13 protein-coding genes are annotated in these 16,390 nt (G+C 62.8%); 3 read left to right on the forward strand and 10 right to left on the reverse strand.

Going from position 1 to position 16,390, the window contains the following annotated elements:
- Window positions 1–33: 33 nt before the first annotated feature.
- The 4 genes from dcd to apbC all read right to left on the reverse strand — a co-directional run bounded on the left by dcd (window position 34) and on the right by apbC (window position 7,193).
- Window positions 34–597: a dCTP deaminase gene (gene dcd, locus EPN31_RS04605; protein ID WP_291770175.1), complete on the reverse strand. Its 564-nt coding sequence runs from the start codon at window positions 595–597 to the stop codon at window positions 34–36.
- A gap of 133 nt (window positions 598–730) precedes the next feature.
- Window positions 731–4,231, reverse strand: coding sequence for a translocation/assembly module TamB domain-containing protein (locus tag EPN31_RS04610; protein ID WP_291770178.1), 3,501 nt, complete (start codon window positions 4,229–4,231; stop codon window positions 731–733).
- 14 nt (window positions 4,232–4,245) lie between these two features.
- The gene (locus tag EPN31_RS04615) at window positions 4,246–6,108 is read right to left on the reverse strand and encodes an autotransporter assembly complex family protein (RefSeq protein ID WP_291770181.1); all 1,863 of its coding nucleotides are present in this window, start codon (window positions 6,106–6,108) and stop codon (window positions 4,246–4,248) included.
- On the reverse strand, window positions 6,108–7,193 hold the full coding sequence (gene apbC, locus EPN31_RS04620; protein WP_291770184.1) for an iron-sulfur cluster carrier protein ApbC: 1,086 nt from the start codon (window positions 7,191–7,193) through the stop codon (window positions 6,108–6,110). Before apbC ends, EPN31_RS04615 begins: the two co-directional genes overlap by 1 nt.
- A gap of 138 nt (window positions 7,194–7,331) precedes the next feature.
- On the opposite strand from apbC, the gene EPN31_RS04625 reads away from it, so the two are divergent.
- Together EPN31_RS04625 and metG are read left to right on the forward strand one after the other, a co-directional pair.
- Window positions 7,332–7,607, forward strand: a complete 276-nt coding sequence (locus tag EPN31_RS04625; protein WP_291770187.1) for a hypothetical protein — start codon at window positions 7,332–7,334, stop codon at window positions 7,605–7,607.
- Window positions 7,608–7,640: 33 nt separating this feature from the next.
- Entirely contained in the window at window positions 7,641–9,713 is a 2,073-nt protein-coding gene (gene metG / locus EPN31_RS04630; protein ID WP_291770189.1) for a methionine--tRNA ligase, read from the forward strand.
- Window positions 9,714–9,758: 45 nt separating this feature from the next.
- Here the strand turns inward: metG and kch are convergent, their stop codons facing one another.
- Window positions 9,759–10,991 (reverse strand): voltage-gated potassium channel protein, encoded by a 1,233-nt coding sequence (gene kch / locus EPN31_RS04635; protein WP_291770191.1) that lies wholly within the window; start codon window positions 10,989–10,991, stop codon window positions 9,759–9,761.
- Window positions 10,992–11,069: 78 nt separating this feature from the next.
- Between kch and EPN31_RS04640 the strand changes: the two genes are divergently transcribed.
- Entirely contained in the window at window positions 11,070–11,963 is an 894-nt protein-coding gene (locus EPN31_RS04640) for a cation diffusion facilitator family transporter (RefSeq protein WP_291770194.1), read from the forward strand.
- Between the two features lie 70 nt (window positions 11,964–12,033).
- On the opposite strand, the gene EPN31_RS04645 is transcribed toward EPN31_RS04640, so the two are convergent.
- From EPN31_RS04645 to EPN31_RS04665, 5 genes are all read right to left on the reverse strand, one after another.
- Window positions 12,034–12,804: an amino acid ABC transporter ATP-binding protein gene (locus tag EPN31_RS04645; RefSeq protein WP_291770196.1), complete on the reverse strand. Its 771-nt coding sequence runs from the start codon at window positions 12,802–12,804 to the stop codon at window positions 12,034–12,036.
- Window positions 12,788–13,660 carry an amino acid ABC transporter permease gene (locus EPN31_RS04650; RefSeq protein WP_291770200.1) on the reverse strand — a complete coding sequence of 291 codons (873 nt, stop codon included), beginning with the start codon at window positions 13,658–13,660 and terminating at the stop codon, window positions 12,788–12,790. Before EPN31_RS04650 ends, EPN31_RS04645 begins: the two co-directional genes overlap by 17 nt.
- Window positions 13,657–14,400 (reverse strand): amino acid ABC transporter permease, encoded by a 744-nt coding sequence (locus tag EPN31_RS04655; RefSeq protein ID WP_291770203.1) that lies wholly within the window; start codon window positions 14,398–14,400, stop codon window positions 13,657–13,659. Before EPN31_RS04655 ends, EPN31_RS04650 begins: the two co-directional genes overlap by 4 nt.
- 95 nt (window positions 14,401–14,495) lie before the next feature.
- On the reverse strand, window positions 14,496–15,299 hold the full coding sequence (locus EPN31_RS04660; protein WP_291770206.1) for a transporter substrate-binding domain-containing protein: 804 nt from the start codon (window positions 15,297–15,299) through the stop codon (window positions 14,496–14,498).
- Between the two features lie 14 nt (window positions 15,300–15,313).
- Window positions 15,314–16,279 carry an alpha-L-glutamate ligase gene (locus EPN31_RS04665; RefSeq protein WP_291770209.1) on the reverse strand — a complete coding sequence of 322 codons (966 nt, stop codon included), beginning with the start codon at window positions 16,277–16,279 and terminating at the stop codon, window positions 15,314–15,316.
- Window positions 16,280–16,390 lie beyond the last annotated feature (111 nt).

The raw sequence follows: 16,390 nt of genomic DNA on the forward strand, positions 1-16,390 counted from the left end.
TTTCCCCAGGCGCGGCGCTCTGTCTGACGAGTGTCAGGTTCGCGGCAAGGTAACCCCGCGCTGCCCCTGGTACTTACCACCCCGGTCCGCGTACGAAGTCTCGCAGACCTCGTCGCCTTCGAAGAACAGCATCTGGGCACAGCCTTCGCCAGAATAGATCTTCGCCGGCAGCGGCGTAGTGTTGGAAAACTCCAGCGTGACATGGCCTTCCCATTCGGGTTCCAGCGGCGTGACGTTGACGATGATGCCGCAGCGCGCATAGGTGCTCTTGCCCAAGCACACCGTCAGGATGGAACGTGGAATGCGGAAGTATTCCACCGTGCGCGCCAAAGCGAACGAATTCGGCGGAATGATACAGACATCGCCGTGAAAATCCACAAAAGATTTCTCGTCGAACGCCTTGGGGTCGACGATCGTGGAATTGATGTTGGTGAAGATCTTGTATTCGTTGGCGCAACGCACATCGTAGCCATAGCTGCTGGTGCCGTAACTGACGATGCGCTGGCCGTTCACGGAGCGTACCTGGCCCGGCTCGAAAGGTTCAATCATGCCCGCAGCAGCAGCGCGGCGGATCCAGCGATCGTTCTTGATGCTCATGGAGCCTCTCTGTGGAATTTTGGAAATCTTCTGAACCGGTCGCCGCGCCTGCTTTCCGCCGGATCTGCTCAGTGAATTCTCAGGTATTTTAGTCAAGATCCCGTGCTGGCGCCGAGGCGTTCGCGCGCAGCTGTCAATCCATGGAAAACCAGCGGTAGACCAGGGCCAGCCCGCTGACCGTCCCCACTGTGACCTCGGCCTGCAGCCGGCGCAGGACCCGGTAGCTCAGGCGGGCAACGGTCCCGGTCTGCGCCAGGGACTGCTCCAGGCTGATCTTCAGGTTGTCGGTCAACGTCTTGCTGGCCAAGGCAAACTTCCGTTCGGCAAGACTCGCACCCGTATCCAGATCCGTGACCACGCTCTGCGCAGGCAATACGCTGCCGGTGCTCCCCAGTGTTCCCGACCGGATGCTCAGTTCATCCAGACCGAAGCGCTTGTAGAACGGTTCACCGCCCGACAAGAACGAACTGCCCACCGTGAACAACAGCGACATGTCGCCACCCCCGCCCTGGTCCGGGCCGTGTCCCAACAGCAGCCACGTGAGCTTTTCAGTTTCACTGACGTCGGGGTGCGACACCAGGTCGATGCGCGGGCGGCGGGCCGTGCCGGCCACCCGCACACCGGCCTGCACTGCCACATCGGTGCGCAGAGCCTCGATCGACAACACCGGGTTGGCAATATCGCCTTGGAAGGTCACGGTCCCGCGCCGCAACTGCAGATGCTGGCCGTACACATCGATAGACCCGCCGCGCGTGCGCAGGGCGCCCAGCGCCGTCAGCTTGCCCTGTCGCATACGCAGATCCACACTGCCCACAAGGCCCGAGTTCACGCCGTAGCCGGTCAGATAGAAGCGCGGCCCCAGATCCACGGTCAGATCCACTGACAGATCCAGCGGGGTGGCGGGCGCCGGCGCGACCGGTTTGCCAGGCTGCAGGATCACGACATCGCCATCCAGGGACGGGATATTGTTCAGCATGTCCAGATCGAACCAGCCGGCATCAGCGACGATCTTGCCGCCCACGCGGATCTCCGGCAAACCGGCCTGCACGGAAACATCGCCGCTCACCATGGCATAGCGGTCGGCCCGTTGCAGGATGGGATAACGCCGGAAGGCAATCTGCACCTGCCCCTGCTGCTGATACAGGTCCCAATCCCCCGATACATCCAGGCTCCCGTTCTGTGCGTCCGGATTCTCGGAAATCCAGGTAGCGGTGCGCCATTCCTTGGGCGTGACGCGGCGCACTGCGGGGAAGCGCAGATGATCCAGCACAATGCGCGTGCCCGCCAGATGCGCCTGCAAGGTCCCGTCCAGCAACCGGATTCCCTGGTCCACGCTAAGAATGCGCAGACTCTGCGCCTGCACCGGTCCCGAGAACGTCCAGCGACCGTCAGCCTGGCTCTGTCCACGCACGTCGGCATGCACCGTACCGCCAATCTCCAGGGCCCCACCCACCAGCAGATTCACCCAGGCCAGATCGTCCGAGTCCGCTTCCACGCGAACATGTTTCACATCCTTCGGATGCAGCACAATGCCGCCGCCCGGCAACGCATGCACCGGCGTGTCAGCCTGCACCCGCAAGCTGCCCATCTTGTCGGTACGGATCTGCAGATCGGCGCGGGCCACGCTGGTGCCCTGGCGCGCGGGACGGATGGTCAGATCCAGGCTCGCGGTCTGCAGTCCCAGGGTGATGGGCACGTCGCCCGGAACGATCAGGTCTCCACCCGTACGGGTGAAATGAATGTCGCCGCTCAGGGCCCCCTTGAATCCCAGGTTCCACGTCAGTCTGGTCTCCAGACGGCTGCGGCGGGCCCGGTCGGACAGCGCCGTATGCACGCCGCCCGTCTGAACGCCGCCTCGTTCAAGCCACGACTGAATCTTCAGAATACGCTCGGGCGTGATAACCAATGGCTCGATCTGCCCGCGTGTCGCCCATTGCCCGGCGGAGCCGCTGGATGCCTGGTGCTGGAGCTGCAGCAGTTCCTGCCCGTCCAGCGCCACATCCAGCACCGCACGCCCGACAGTCCAGGCGCCCGAATCCGTGACGGACACGGGCACGGCCACGCGGCTGCGAACAGCCAGGCCGGCGTGCTGCAACTGCAGCGTGGAGACCTGCCCCTGCCAGCCGCGGCCCTCCGTCCAGCCGCCAACCATCGCCACATCGGCCGACAGCGGAGCCCGGCCGAGCACGCCTTCCTGGGGATTGTCCGGCACCAGCCGCAACTTCAGCTCGCTGCGCTGGTGCGCAAGCGATCCGTCGCCAGTCAGGCCGACCGAACCACCGCCGGACAGACCAGGCCAAGCGGCCTTCAGACTCGGAACCTGGGCCTGCAATGACAGGCGGCTGGCGGTCTCGGCCACATCGCCGCGCGCCTCCAGATGGTTCGGCCCCAAGGTCAGCATCACATCCAGTCCGGTGAGCACCAGTCCGCGCGGATTCCACGGACCAGTCGCCCCCAGGTCCAGCAGGACCCCCTGGACGCGCCTCAGGTGCGCAACCTTGACGTGCCCCGACATCGGCGTGCCGTTCCAGCGATTGGGGCCATCCAGCTCGAGCCGGAGGGCAAGATCATCAATCTGCTGCGCGGCTGTCAGATGCACCTGAGCATCACCTTTCAGATTCAGCACGGTGGATCCCAACTCTTTGGGCAGCCAGGGATTCAACCGCAACTGGCGCGCTGACCACTGCGTCTGAACCATGCGTGACCCATCGGCGGCCGGCGCCTGCGGCAACACAGTCAACTGCAAGGCTGTCTCACCGGGCAGGGTCAGAGCCAGACGCGTCTGACCCAGAGGGAACGCCCGTCCCGGAGTGACGCGGGCATCCGCCTCGAGCCGCGCGCCCTGTCCGTCACCACCAGCCTGCACACGAAAGTCGTCGACGGTGCCGCTCACTTGGGCCCGCAAGCGGACCGGGCATGCCGGACCGGACTTCTCCGGCTCGCTGCGCAGCACGTTCCGAAGGCAGAAGGGCGAATCCGGGCCATCCGCAAGGGCGGAGGCCCGCAGATCCAGATCAAACGGCCAGGGCGCGGCCAACGCGTGCAGCACCCCACGGCCCGACAGGCTCACCTGCGAGTCTTTACCGGACCCCTGCAACTGTGTCAGCACCACTGTTGCACCCGACCGATCCAGGGTCAGCGCCGCAGACACCGAGCCGACTGCCACGGGCAAGGGCCGACCATCGACGGTCAGGTCCAGACCATCAGCCAGCGCCAGCCGGTCCACCTGGACGTTCACCGGCAAGGCCGGTATGTGCAAGGGGCCTTCCGATGGCTTGGCCGGATTCGTCGTCACGACGACATCGGCACGCATGGCGGAAAGGTCGGTCACATGGAGCCGGCGATCCCGCAATTCCCGCCACAGGACGGCCAGGTGCAAACCGGTGAGGCGGACCTCCGCTTCCGGCAGCCCGATCGACAGATCCTGTACCGACAAGCCATCGGCGAGCGTTCCCTGAACCCCGTGGACCTGTCCATCCATCTGGGCCACGACCGTGCGCAGCAGCCAGCGGGTCCCGGCCTGGCTGGAGACGCACCACCAGGCGAATCCAGACACCAGCAGCAGCGCCAACACCAGCGGCGGCAACCCCCACAAGGCCAGCAACCGCAACCCGCGCGCAAACGGACGCAACAAACGCAGCGGCCCCTTCAAAACGCGATCCCCAGGGAGAACTGCAGCCGCAGACGCTGGTCCTTCTGCGCCCAGGCCAGATCCACGAAGAACGGCCCGGCTGGCGTGCGTACAGCAAGGCCGGCACCGTATCCCAGATGCCATTTGAACTGCCGGAAGGATTCAGCCGCGTCGCCTGCATCCACAAACAGATTGGCCCCGAGGACATCCGTGAAGTAATGCGTGTATTCGATGCTGGCAACGCCCAGCGCCGGTGCACCCACGATTGCATCGCCGCGCTGCAGACCGATGCTCTGGTAGCGATAACCCCGGATGGTGCGCGCACCGCCAGTGCGCCATGCAAAGTCCTGAGGCAGCCGGTCGGTCTGCGACCAGACCTTGCCAATCTCGCCGCGCATGGTCAGCACGTCGCGGTCCCCGATCGGCCACCATTTCTGCAGGCGCAGGCTGCTGCGGTAAAAGGGCTTGCCGTCATCCAGCGTCGTGCCCACGCCCGCTCCGAATTCGACGAGATTCCCCTCGCGAGGATCGTATTTGCTATTCACGTCCCGGCGCAGCCATTGCCAGGTGCCCACCAGACTGGGCACCTCGTAGTGATCCGCCCCCGCAATCCGGGTCTTGTCGTAGGTGACCTGGGCTCCCCAGCGGACTTCGTATTCCACGCGGCTGTCACCAGCAGCCTTGCGCTCCTGGCTGCGCTTCCAGCCAATGCCCGTGCGGCTGTTTTCCAGGCCCTGGATGTCCGAATGGTCATACAGCAGGCCGAAGCTGTCCTGATAGCCACCGCTCGTCGGTGGCAGGTGCACGTCGAAGAAAGCACGCTGCTGGTCTTTGTCCACGCCCGCCCCCGTCTCGATCCAGATCGGCAGCCCGGCGACGACGTTCTGGCGGTAGAGGCCCTCGACCCGCACGCCATGATCGCTGTCCGCCCCTAGCGAACCGCTGAAGTAGCGGGCGGGCGCCTCCGTCACCTGAACCCTGACCGGGACCGTCACCGGGGCATCCTCCTGCCGCGCTCCGCCAGATTGCGCCAACCCGGCATCGGCACGAGCCGCAGCCCGGGTTTCGGAAGATCCGCCAGCCGCTCCACCCGCCGGCTGCGTGGTGCCGTCATCCAGCGTGACGAACGCCCCGCGGAAAAAGATGGTGGACTGCAATGCCTGCTGCCAGTCCTCGAGCTGCTTCCTGTCGTAGGGATCGCCCGGATCGTAGCGGACATAGCGCCGGATCAGCGATTCCGGTACACGCTTCAGGCCGATGACCTCCAGTTTCCCCAGGCGCACGGGCGGGCCGCTGTTCACTTCGACCTGAAGGTTCGCCCGAGCTTGGACCGGATCCACTTCGGCAAGCGTCTTGTCGGCGCGAGCAAAGTAAAAGTCCTGCGCCGTCACCTCGTCGAGCAGATCGGACTTGGCCTTGCTCCAGTCGTCATTGATGAACGGCATGCCCGGCTTGAGCAGCCACTGCTGTCGAAGCCACTCGCGGCGCGAGGCATAGGCATCGCCCGCAATCGCACCGCTGAATGACAGGCCAAATTGCCGGACCTGGGTACGTTCCCCTGGGTCGATGGTGATGTCCCAGAACTCACCCTTGCCCGCCTCTCCCGGGGAAACGTCCAGCGTGACCTTGCCTGCAAAATACCCCTGGGTGCGTAGGGCGGCCAGAGCCGCATCCTGAGCTCGGCGCCGCAGCCGCAAAACCTCGTGCACATCCTGATCTTGAGTCAGGCGCGTGATGGCGCCCACCGCCTTGGTAATGTCCTGTAGCACCTTGGGGGGCGCACCCCCAGGGTCGATGATCACCTGGGGAGGCACCGCCCGCGCCGACTGCGTCATGAAGATGGCAACGCAGCACAGAACGGCGGTACTTCCCCAATGCATCAGGACTTTCGGGCTACGACTCGCGGCTTTGCGCCGGAGTCGTCCAGCGGTTGGCCCGCGACGTGAATGGCAAGCTGGTGGGCGATCTCGTGATAGAGCTGCGCGGCCTTTCCGTCGGGGGACGCCACCACGCTGGGCCGCCCGGAATCAGTTTCCTCGCGGATGTCGAGTTGCAAGGGCAGCGCCCCCAGATAAGGCAAATGATAATTGGCTGCCAGATGCCGGCCACCGTCCTGCCCGAAAATAGGTTCGACATGCCCGCAATTCGAGCATATGTGCACCGACATGTTTTCAACGATCCCCAACACCGGGACATCCACCTTCTGGAACATGATGAGACCCTTGCGGGCATCGGCGAGCGCCAAGTCCTGGGGAGTGGTCACGATCACCGCCCCCGTCAGGGGAACCTTCTGCGCCATCGTCAAGGCAATATCGCCGGTTCCCGGCGGCATGTCCACTATCAGATAGTCCAAATCGTTCCAATTCGTAAGTGAAAGCAACTGAGTGAGAGCCTGGGTGACCATGGGACCGCGCCAGATCGCGGGCCCATCGTCATCCATCAGGAAACCGATGGAATTGGCCTGCAGGCCATGCCCGATCAGGGGCTCCATGCTCTTGCCGTCCGAGCTCTTGGGCTTGCCGGAAAGCCCCAGCATGATGGGTACACTCGGCCCGTAGATGTCCGCATCCAGCAGCCCTACGCGAGCGCCCTGGGCCTGCAGCGCCAGAGCCAGATTCACAGCGGTGGTGCTCTTGCCGACCCCGCCCTTGCCGGAAGCCACCGCAATGATGTTGCGCACGGTGTCGAGCGCGCGCAGGCCGCGCTGCACGGCATGGGTACGGACCTTCATCTGCACATCCAGCTTCCCGAGGCGCTGACCCGCCGCCTGCATTGCAGCCTCGATGGCCGCACGCAAGGCCTGGCTGCCATTGAATATGGGGTAGCCCAGGGTTACAGTGATACTGAAAGCGTCGCCTTCGGCAGCGACCTGCAATTCAGGCTCGGTGACGGATAGCGTCTTGTGCGTTTCGGGGTCGACCACGCGGGACAAAACCGCGCGGACATCCTGGACAGTGGCAGTCATATCGGATCCGGATGAAATCGTTCGAAACCGAAAGCATAGCGGATCGCTCTGGAAATCGACGGATTGACCCCGATATGGACATCAGATCGCCTCGGTCCGCCCCCGCAACGCCCGATTTTCAACGGCAAGGAGAGCCACATGAACATCATTCAACAAACTCTGCGCGCCGCCCTGTTCCTGATTCTCGCCTTCTTCGGCGTGATCATGGCCCTGATTTTCATGACCTCGACGGCGCTGGCCATCGGGGTGCTGTACATCGTGGCGCGTCTACAAGGGCGGCCCTTTGGCGTGAAGGCTTACTGGGACGAGCGGCGCAGGCCAAACATGCCGGGGCACAGGAGCGCCTGGTCGCGCCAGGCAGCCAGCCGGCGCGAGCATGACGTGGTGGACATCGAAATGCGCGAAATCCCCTAGAATAGGGGTTTTTGCCAGTTCGATTCTGTCCCCATGCCGCGCACGATCTTCGTCACTACCGCCCTTCCTTACGCCAACGGTTCGTTCCACATCGGCCACATCATGGAATACATCCAGGCCGACACCTGGGTGCGCACCATGCGCATGGCCGGCCATACGGTGCACTTCGTGGGGGCAGACGACGCGCACGGCGCACCCATCATGCTCAAGGCCGAATCCGAGGGCATCACGCCGCAGGCCCTGGTGGCGCGCTACGCAGCCGAGCGGCCAAAGTACCTGAACGGCTTCCACATCCGCTTCGATCACTGGCACAGCACGGACACACCCGAAAACGTGGAATTGTCGCAAGACATTTACCGCGCGCTGAAGGCCGCCGGTTTCATCGACCGCCACGAGGTCGAGCAATTTTACGACCCGGTCAAGGGCATGTTCCTGCCCGATCGCTACATCAAGGGCGAATGCCCGCACTGCCACGCAAAGGATCAGTACGGCGATTCCTGCGAAGTCTGCGGCGCGGTCTACCGCCCCACGGATCTCATCGACCCCTACTCCACGCTGACCAAGGCGCGCCCGGTGCTGCGCCGTTCCGAACACTTTTTCTTCCGCCTGTCGGACCCACGCTGTGTGGCGTTCCTGCAGGAATGGACCACAGGGGCACGGGCCGACGGCAGTCTGCGGCTGCAACCCGAGGTCCTGGCCAAGACCCGCGAATGGCTGGGTACGACCGACGGCGCCCAGGCCAATCTGGCCGACTGGGACATCTCGCGCGAGGAACCCTACTTCGGCATCCCGATTCCGGACGCGCCGGGCAAGTACTTCTACGTCTGGCTGGATGCGCCGGTGGGCTACCTGGCGTCGCTCAAGGCCTACTGCATGAAACAGGGCCTGGACTTCGACGCCCTGCTCGCCCCTGACAGCAGGACCGAACAGGTTCACTTCATCGGCAAGGACATCGTCTATTTCCACGCACTGTTCTGGCCGGCCATGCTGAAATTTTCCAGCCGCAAGACTCCGGACATGCTGCATGTGCATGGCTTCATCACCGTCAGTGGCGAAAAGATGTCAAAGAGCCGCGGCACCGGGATCTCACCGCTGCGCTACCTGGACATCGGCATGGACGCGGAATGGCTGCGCTATTACATTGCCGCCAAACTGAATGCCCACGTCGAAGACGTAGACTTCAACCCCGAGGACTTCATCGCGCGGGTCAACAGCGATCTGATCGGCAAATACGTCAACATCGCCAGCCGCGCGGCCCCGTTCATCACCCGGCACTTTGGCGGCGAACTGGCCTATACCGGCGACACACAGGCCCTGCGTGACGAACTGCGGACGCTGGCGCACGAAGTGCGGGGCGACTTCGAGACCCGCGACTATGGCCGCGCCATCCGCCGAATCATGGCGCAAGCCGACCGCATCAACCAGACCTTCGACGCTGCGCAGCCCTGGGTGCTGGCCAAGGGTATCGCCCAGGCCGACGCCGCACAGAAGGCGGCGCTGCAGGACATCTGCTCACGCACGCTGGCCGGCTTCCAGGCGCTGTCCGTGATGCTGGCACCGGTCCTGCCGGCGCTGAGCGAGCGCGTCGCCCGCGAGCTGTTCGGCCACAGCCGGAACTATCAATGGACCGACGCGGATGATCTGCCCACACACATTGCCGCGTTCAAGCACCTGATGCAACGCGTCGATCCGGCGCAACTCGATGCCCTGTTCGAACCACCCGAATCGCCCACTGCGGCAGTGCCCGGCGGCGAGACCATCGCCGACACCATCCAGATCGACGATTTCGCCAAGGTCGATCTGCGAATCGCACGCATCGTGAAATGCACCGAGGTCGAAGGCTCCAGCAAACTGCTGCGCCTGTCGCTGGACGTGGGTGAAGGTCGCCTGCGTCAGGTGTTTTCGGGGATCAAGTCCTCTTACAAGCCCGATGATCTGACGGGCAAACTCACCGTGCTGGTGGCCAACCTTGCCCCGCGCAAGATGCGCTTTGGCGTCTCCGAAGGCATGGTGCTGGCGGCCAGCCACGCCGACGAAAAAGCGCAACCTGGCATCTACGTGCTGGAGCCGTGGCCGGGAGCGCAGCCGGGGATGCGGATTCACTAGGCTGCAGGGACCTCCTCCAAGCCGCTTCAGCGCGGCCCGGGATCATCAGGCCTGGCCTTCAGGGGCATTCTGCCCGAACAGCAGGCGCGTGATCATCGCCTCGTCGATAGACTCGCCGCTCAGGGTACGCGCCAGGATTTCGCTGCCCAGCAGCTGCGGCGAAATCACGATGTCCGGATTCACGCGGCGGATCTTGGCCAGGTGCACGGCCGAATTCGCAAGGGCGACCAGCTTGGTGCCCGATCCAGCCACTTCCCGCCCCGCCATCACGATGAAGGCGTTCTCGGAGTCGTCCAGGCGCAGCGCCAGCACATAGCGGGCCTGGCCGGCGCCCGCCTGGCGCAGCACGTCGGCATCCGAAGCATCGCCCACCAGCACATCCGCATCGTCGGGATACGGATGCGGATCAGCCGAGGGAACGATCACGGTGACGTCGTGGCCTCGTTGACGCAAGGCACTGTAGACGCTTTGCGCCAGCGGGCTCACCCCCGCAATGATGATGTGATTCTTTCGCATGGCATGTGAGATCCGCGCACGCATCAGGCGTCGCAGGTTTCCTCCGATGAGAGGCCCGACGATGGCGCCAATGGACGTGGCAAAGACCGTGATCCCCATAAGGATGATGGAAGCCGTGAACAGGCGCGCCGCACCCGTGTGTGGCACGATGTCCCCATATCCCACGGTGGACATGGAAACGATGGAAAAGTAGAGCGCCGTGACGGGATCATGAATGGGCGGGTTGAACTCATTGCCCAGATACAGCACCCCGAAGACCGAATACACCAGCAGGGAACCCACGCTGATGATGGCGAACAGGCTGCCTGCCGTCAGGCTGGAACGGTCGAACCGCCGCCAGTAGACCGTCAGCATCGCAACCAGCACGACGGTATAGACAAGCAGCCCCAGATGCCCCTGGCCGCGCCACAAAGAGAAGGTGCCCACAACGGCCAGGAGCAGAATGCTCATGGCCCAGGCCAGGCGAGCGCGCATGAACAGGCCGACCGCCATTACCTGCACACCCAGCCCCAGCATCAGCCGCGAAAGCTGTGGAATACCGCCGGTCTGAACGAAGGACGCAAGCCGATCGCTGTCCAGCGTGCGCAGCGATTCGATCACGCCCTTCCCATGCCCGCCCAGCACTGTCAGCACGGGGTCCAGGAACAAATACCCGTCCACCGCCACCAGCACTGCAAACAACCAGTGCCACGGGAAGGCGCGCCAGAACGCGCGCAACAGCAGCAGCGGCCGCGCCAGCCAGTTCGCCCTTGGAATCAGCATCCGGATGCAATGCCCTATTACCGACAAGGCTTGCAGTGTACTGCACAGGCGCTGGAGAACTGCCCGTATACTGCTCGCATGCCGCCCATCCACCTCTCGCCCGCCGACCCACCCGAGCGCCACGCTGCTGCACGCCGCAGCACATGGGTCAGCGTCTGGGTCAACCTGTTGCTGACAGCTGCGCAGCTTGTCATCGGGCTGCTGGCACACTCCCAGGCGCTGGTAGCAGACGCGATCCACTCGCTGTCGGACCTGATTTCCGACGCAGTCGTGCTGTTAGCCAACAAACACAGCGCCAAGGCGCCGGATGCCGACCACCCCTATGGACACCTGCGGTTCGAAACAGCCGCCACGCTGGGGATCGGAGCCCTGCTGATGCTCGTTGGCCTGGGCATGGTGTGGGGCAGCATACGGCGCCTAGAAGACCCCAGCCTGATTGCCGTGGTACATGTGTCTGCATTGTATGTGGCACTGCTGGCGCTGCTGGCCAAAGAAGGCCTGTTCCACTACCTGCTGAAGGTCGCCCAGCGCGTGCGATCGACCATGTTGGTGGCTAACGCCTGGCACGCACGATCGGACGCAGCCTCATCCCTGGTAGTGGCGCTGGGCGTGGCGGCCAACCTGGCCGGGGTGCCGCTGGCTGACCCGCTGGCTGCACTGGTGGTAGGGCTCATGATCATACGCATGGGCTGGAAGTTCTCGTGGCAGGCCTTCAACGACCTGGTCGACCGGGCCGCCGACAGCGACACCGAGCTCGCCATCCGGGAGCGCATCGTGAGTACGCCGGGTGTGCGCGGCATCCACGATCTGCGCACGCGCAAAATGGGCGACATGATCTGGGTGGAAGTGGACATCGAAATGGACGGCCAGCTCACCATCGAGGCGGGTCATGCCATCGCCGTGGCGGCCCGCGAACGCGTCATGGCTGATCTGCCGGTGCTGGACGTCATGACCCACTTCGACCCGGTCTGAGGCGGGTCTGGCACGGGCACGAGACCGCACGTGCTCCAGAGCCGCGGTCAGCATGGCGGGGCCATCCACCTTACAAGACACGGGACAGAAACGAGGCCGTGCGCTGATTCGATGGATGATCGAAAAGCTCCGAAGGAGGGCCGGCCTCGACAACAATCCCGCCGTCGGTAAAGTACACAATGTCCGCAGCTTCACGCGCAAAGCGCATCTCGTGCGTCACCAGGATGCATGTCATGCCATCCCCAGCCAGCTGACGTACGACGTCCAATACGTCCTTGACCGATTCGGGATCCAGCGCGGCCGTAATTTCGTCGAACAGCATTACCTGGGGCCGCATGGCAAGGCTACGGGCAATGGCCACCCGCTGCTGCTGGCCCCCTGACAGCTCCCCAGGATAGCTGTCGATCTTGTCGAGCAGCCCCACCTTTTGCAGCAGCGCCAGCGCCCGCGCCCGAACTTCTCCCCTATCCTCGTGCAGCACATGGACGGGGGCCATCATCACATTCTGCAGCGCCGTCTTGTGCGGGAAAAGGTTGTATTGCTGGAACACCATCGAGACGCATTTACGCAGCGCAATTTTCTGGACATCGGTCCGCAGCTTCTGGACATCAAAGGCCCCAACACGAATGCTTCCCCTGTCAATACCGACCAGACCGTTGATACAGCGCAGCAATGTTGATTTTCCGGCGCCCGATGGGCCGATGACACAGGCCACCTGGCCCTGAGGGACGACGAGCGACATTCCCTTGAGGACTTCAACCCCGCCAAACGACTGATGGACATCCTGGACAGTCACGGCCACCGGCGGGGTCGCCGCGGCACGTTCAATCGGGGACGGCATATCGGCGCTCCAGATAAAGGGTGAGGCGAGCGATCGGATAGCAATAGACAAAGAACCACAACAGATCGTAGCTGTAAAAGGGCAACAGCAGCTCGGGCCTATCCTCCGCGCTGAGCGCCCTCGCGGTCAGTGTCAGAAGTTCGTCAACGCCGACAATGGAGGCCAGTACCGTGGCCATCGTCAGGATCGAATACAAATTCATCCACGGTGGCAGCATGCGCTTGATGCACTGCGGCAGGATGATCATCCACAGTGTCCAGCGCCGGGAAAAGGCCAAGGACGCAGCGGATTCCCACTGTCCGGTCGGAATGGATTGAACGGCACCACGCAGGATTTCCGACACGTTCGCCATGACTGGAAGAGATAACCCCAGAGTCGCCTTTACCCATCCGGGAACCGCAACCACATTCCCCAGGATGGTCACCCGGAACGGCAGCAGATACATGCAGTAGAACAGCAGCACCAGCCACGGCGCATTGCGAAAGAACTGTGTCACCAGCCATGACGGTTTGCGCACCCAGGCCGATTGGGCAATCTGTGCAAACCCCAGCAAAAACCCCATGACCGTTCCCGCCAGCATGGCCAACACGCTGATCACAAGGTTGAGCAGAAACCCCTGCAGCAACAGCGGCGTCCACTTCCAGAGGGTCACCCATACGGAAGGCTGATGTACACCCGCCTGTGCCTGCGCCACACCGCAACAGGCTACGAACAGCAGCAACAGGCCCCAACCTGTTGTGGGCCTCATCAGACCCGAATAGCGCCATCCTCGGCCAGCGCACAAAGCCTTCGCCGAGGCAGGGCGCAGCGCTTCCGGGATCAGTACCGGCAGATCGGTCCGAGAATCCGGCTTCATGAGCCAAAGCCTGGCAGATGGAGTGCTCGCTCCCAGCGCCGCATGAGATAGGCCAGCGCACCCGCCAGAACCACATAACAGACCAGCAATACGTTCATCAGTTCCGGCACATTCAGTTCGTCGGACCAGATCTGGCTCGTCACATACAGCATTTCCGGCACGGCGATGGCATAGGCCAGTGTGGTGGCCTTGACGAGGTTGACGAGATTGTTGGCCAGCGCCGGCAGGCTGATGCGAAGCGCAAGCGGGAAAACAATGAGCAAATACGTGCGTAGCCGGCTGAACCCCAGCGACTGGGCCGCCTCGATGGTCGTGCCTGAAATCGCCTGGATACCCGACCGGAAAATCTCGGTATTGAACGCGCCGGCAAAGAATGAGAGCGACACGATGGCCCACGTGATATTCCCTACCAACGGAACGTGCTCACCCGTACCAGTCGCAGACGTGAGCAGGCCGCCCAATCCGAAGTAGAAGAAAAAGAGCTGCACCAGCGGAGGCGTATTGCGAAAGAACTGGATATACCAGTACACCAGCCCACGAACGAATTTCAGCCGGGAGTCCTGCAGCCAGGCACCGATGATTCCGATGACGACGCTCAGCACGATGCAGACAGCGGACAGCCGTAACGTTACCAGCAGACCCGCCAGGAAATGCGCCCTGTCGAAGGCATCGTAAAAAATGGACAGGTTGATCCCCGTCGTCTCATACAACCAACGAAACCAGTCCCAGAAACCCTGCATGGCAGCCACCCGGCGTACTGTTCGGTCAGGTCAGAAGGACGGGCCCACAAGACAGCGAACCAGACCTGGGCTCGAAGGGCCCAGGCCGGCCTTCATCACTGATACCTGTCATGTTCCTGTTGGGCAAAGGCAATCGGCTTGATGCCCCATTTCTTTTCCAGGGCCAGGATCTTGCCCGATTTGTGCCAGCCCACGACCATCTTTGACAACAGGGATCCGAAATGGCTTTCACCCTTCTTTGCACCGATGCTCCACGGCGTGAAAAAGATCGACGTCAGCGGCATGCCATAGTCCTTCCACTGGGGCTTGAGCAGTTCACCCTGGATGGCGGTGTCGTCGTAGGCAAACGCGGCACAGGAGCCATTTCTAAGCGCTGTGTACGCTTCCGCAGTACCCGGAAATGCCAGTCCCTGCACGCCATATTTGGTCTGGAGATCCTTGTTCGTGAACGTCCCCTGAATCAGGCAGACCTTCTTGCCGCGCAATTGATCCCAGCTCTTGAAACCGGCGGACTTGGGGGCCAGGACGTTGACCCCCGCTCCGTAGTAATGCGGCTGCACCATCTCCATGAGCTTGTCGCGTGCCGGGGTATCGGTCAGCGTAGCCAGGATGAGATCAATCTTGCCCTGTTGGAGATACTGCACGCGATTCGACGCAACCACCGGGACCATCTGCAGCTTCACTCCCAACTGCCTGGCGACGTCCGCCGCCAGGTCGGGGCCGAACCCGACGATGCCGCCCGAGGCATCCAGATAGCCAAACGGCCGATAGTCTGCCTTTACGCCGACCACCAGGGTGCCCCTGGCCTGAATGTCGCTGACGGCGTCCGCATGCGCCACCGTCAGCATGGAAAAACCAAGCGTCGCCGCCATGGCTGCAAGAGCCAATGTCCTGTTCATGTTCTCTCCTGATCTCAAGCGGCTTGTGAGGCGGGTTCGTGTTCCGCCAACTGGCCGGATTCACGCCCGAGATACGCCGCGATGGTACGCATGCCATATAACCCGGCACGCTGCTCAGCTTCGCCGTTGTAATTGGTATTGGTGTTGACGTCGTAGGTATAGCGCTCGCCGCGCGCGTTGACAATCGACTCGATGCCTGTGATGCCTATACCATGGTCCGCCATGAAACGCCGGTAACGTTCCAGTTCGGGAATATCGAAGTTCGGAATGACATCGAAGCGGGGACGGGCCGGCGCAGTCTCCCCACCCACAGGGCAGGCCAGATCGCCAATCTGGCAGACGTCGGCGGGGCACAGCTCGAAGCCCTGCGACGTATCCACCCGGACGGCGTACAAGAACTTCCCACCAATGAACTCGGACCGCGTAATGCAGGGCTCGGGCGCCTGTATGTATTCCTGAATCAGCGTGATTCCATCGACGGATTGTTCGAACTGCGGGCTGGCGACGTACTTTTCCAGGCTCGCGATATCATGAAACAGATGCACCCCTAAGCCCTTGCCGGCACGATTGTGCTTCGTGACGAACGGCGCAGGCATCTCGCGCGCCGCCTGGACGATACGATCCGCACCGACGGCGGCAAGTGTCCGGGGCGTACGGATCCCGTAGCGGCGCAGCGCGGCATACTGGGCAATCTTGCTGACTTCCAGGCGCAATGCCCGGCTATCGTTGATGATGCGCCTGTCATACGATTCAAGCCACGCCAGGACCGCCGCCGTGTATTCGGGACCATAACGATGTCCGCGTGTGTGGGACGACGCGCTCATCCGGTTATAGAAGACCCCATCCGGTGGTGCCGTCGAAAAATCCAGCACCCCTTCGTCAAGGAACCACTCCTCGAAACTCAGGTTCAGTTCGGCAAACGCCTCGCGCAGGGGCTCCACCCAGGCGTTATTTTCATGAATGACAAAAATCTTTGACATGGCTCGCAAACGGCAGGCGCAAGAAGCCACCGCAACCGTAAAAAACGTAGACCTTATTACGTTAGTTCCGGATAGCGTGCCGTCAAACGAACTGCTGGCTATTTGCTTATG

Source organism: Castellaniella sp. (genome assembly GCF_004321985.1).
Taxonomy (GTDB): domain Bacteria; phylum Pseudomonadota; class Gammaproteobacteria; order Burkholderiales; family Burkholderiaceae_B; genus Castellaniella.

Coding starts and splice junctions, on each gene's coding strand:
- dcd (WP_291770175.1), bottom strand. CDS start 597: ATGAGCATCAAGAACGATCGCTGGATCCGCCGCGCTGCTGCTGCGGGC.
- EPN31_RS04615 (WP_291770181.1), bottom strand. CDS start 6,108: ATGCATTGGGGAAGTACCGCCGTTCTGTGCTGCGTTGCCATCTTCATG.
- apbC (WP_291770184.1), bottom strand. CDS start 7,193: ATGACTGCCACTGTCCAGGATGTCCGCGCGGTTTTGTCCCGCGTGGTC.
- EPN31_RS04625 (WP_291770187.1), top strand. CDS start 7,332: ATGAACATCATTCAACAAACTCTGCGCGCCGCCCTGTTCCTGATTCTC.
- metG (WP_291770189.1), top strand. CDS start 7,641: ATGCCGCGCACGATCTTCGTCACTACCGCCCTTCCTTACGCCAACGGT.
- kch (WP_291770191.1), bottom strand. CDS start 10,991: ATGCTGATTCCAAGGGCGAACTGGCTGGCGCGGCCGCTGCTGCTGTTG.
- EPN31_RS04640 (WP_291770194.1), top strand. CDS start 11,070: ATGCCGCCCATCCACCTCTCGCCCGCCGACCCACCCGAGCGCCACGCT.
- EPN31_RS04645 (WP_291770196.1), bottom strand. CDS start 12,804: ATGCCGTCCCCGATTGAACGTGCCGCGGCGACCCCGCCGGTGGCCGTG.
- EPN31_RS04650 (WP_291770200.1), bottom strand. CDS start 13,660: ATGAAGCCGGATTCTCGGACCGATCTGCCGGTACTGATCCCGGAAGCG.
- EPN31_RS04655 (WP_291770203.1), bottom strand. CDS start 14,400: ATGCAGGGTTTCTGGGACTGGTTTCGTTGGTTGTATGAGACGACGGGG.
- EPN31_RS04660 (WP_291770206.1), bottom strand. CDS start 15,299: ATGAACAGGACATTGGCTCTTGCAGCCATGGCGGCGACGCTTGGTTTT.
- EPN31_RS04665 (WP_291770209.1), bottom strand. CDS start 16,279: ATGTCAAAGATTTTTGTCATTCATGAAAATAACGCCTGGGTGGAGCCC.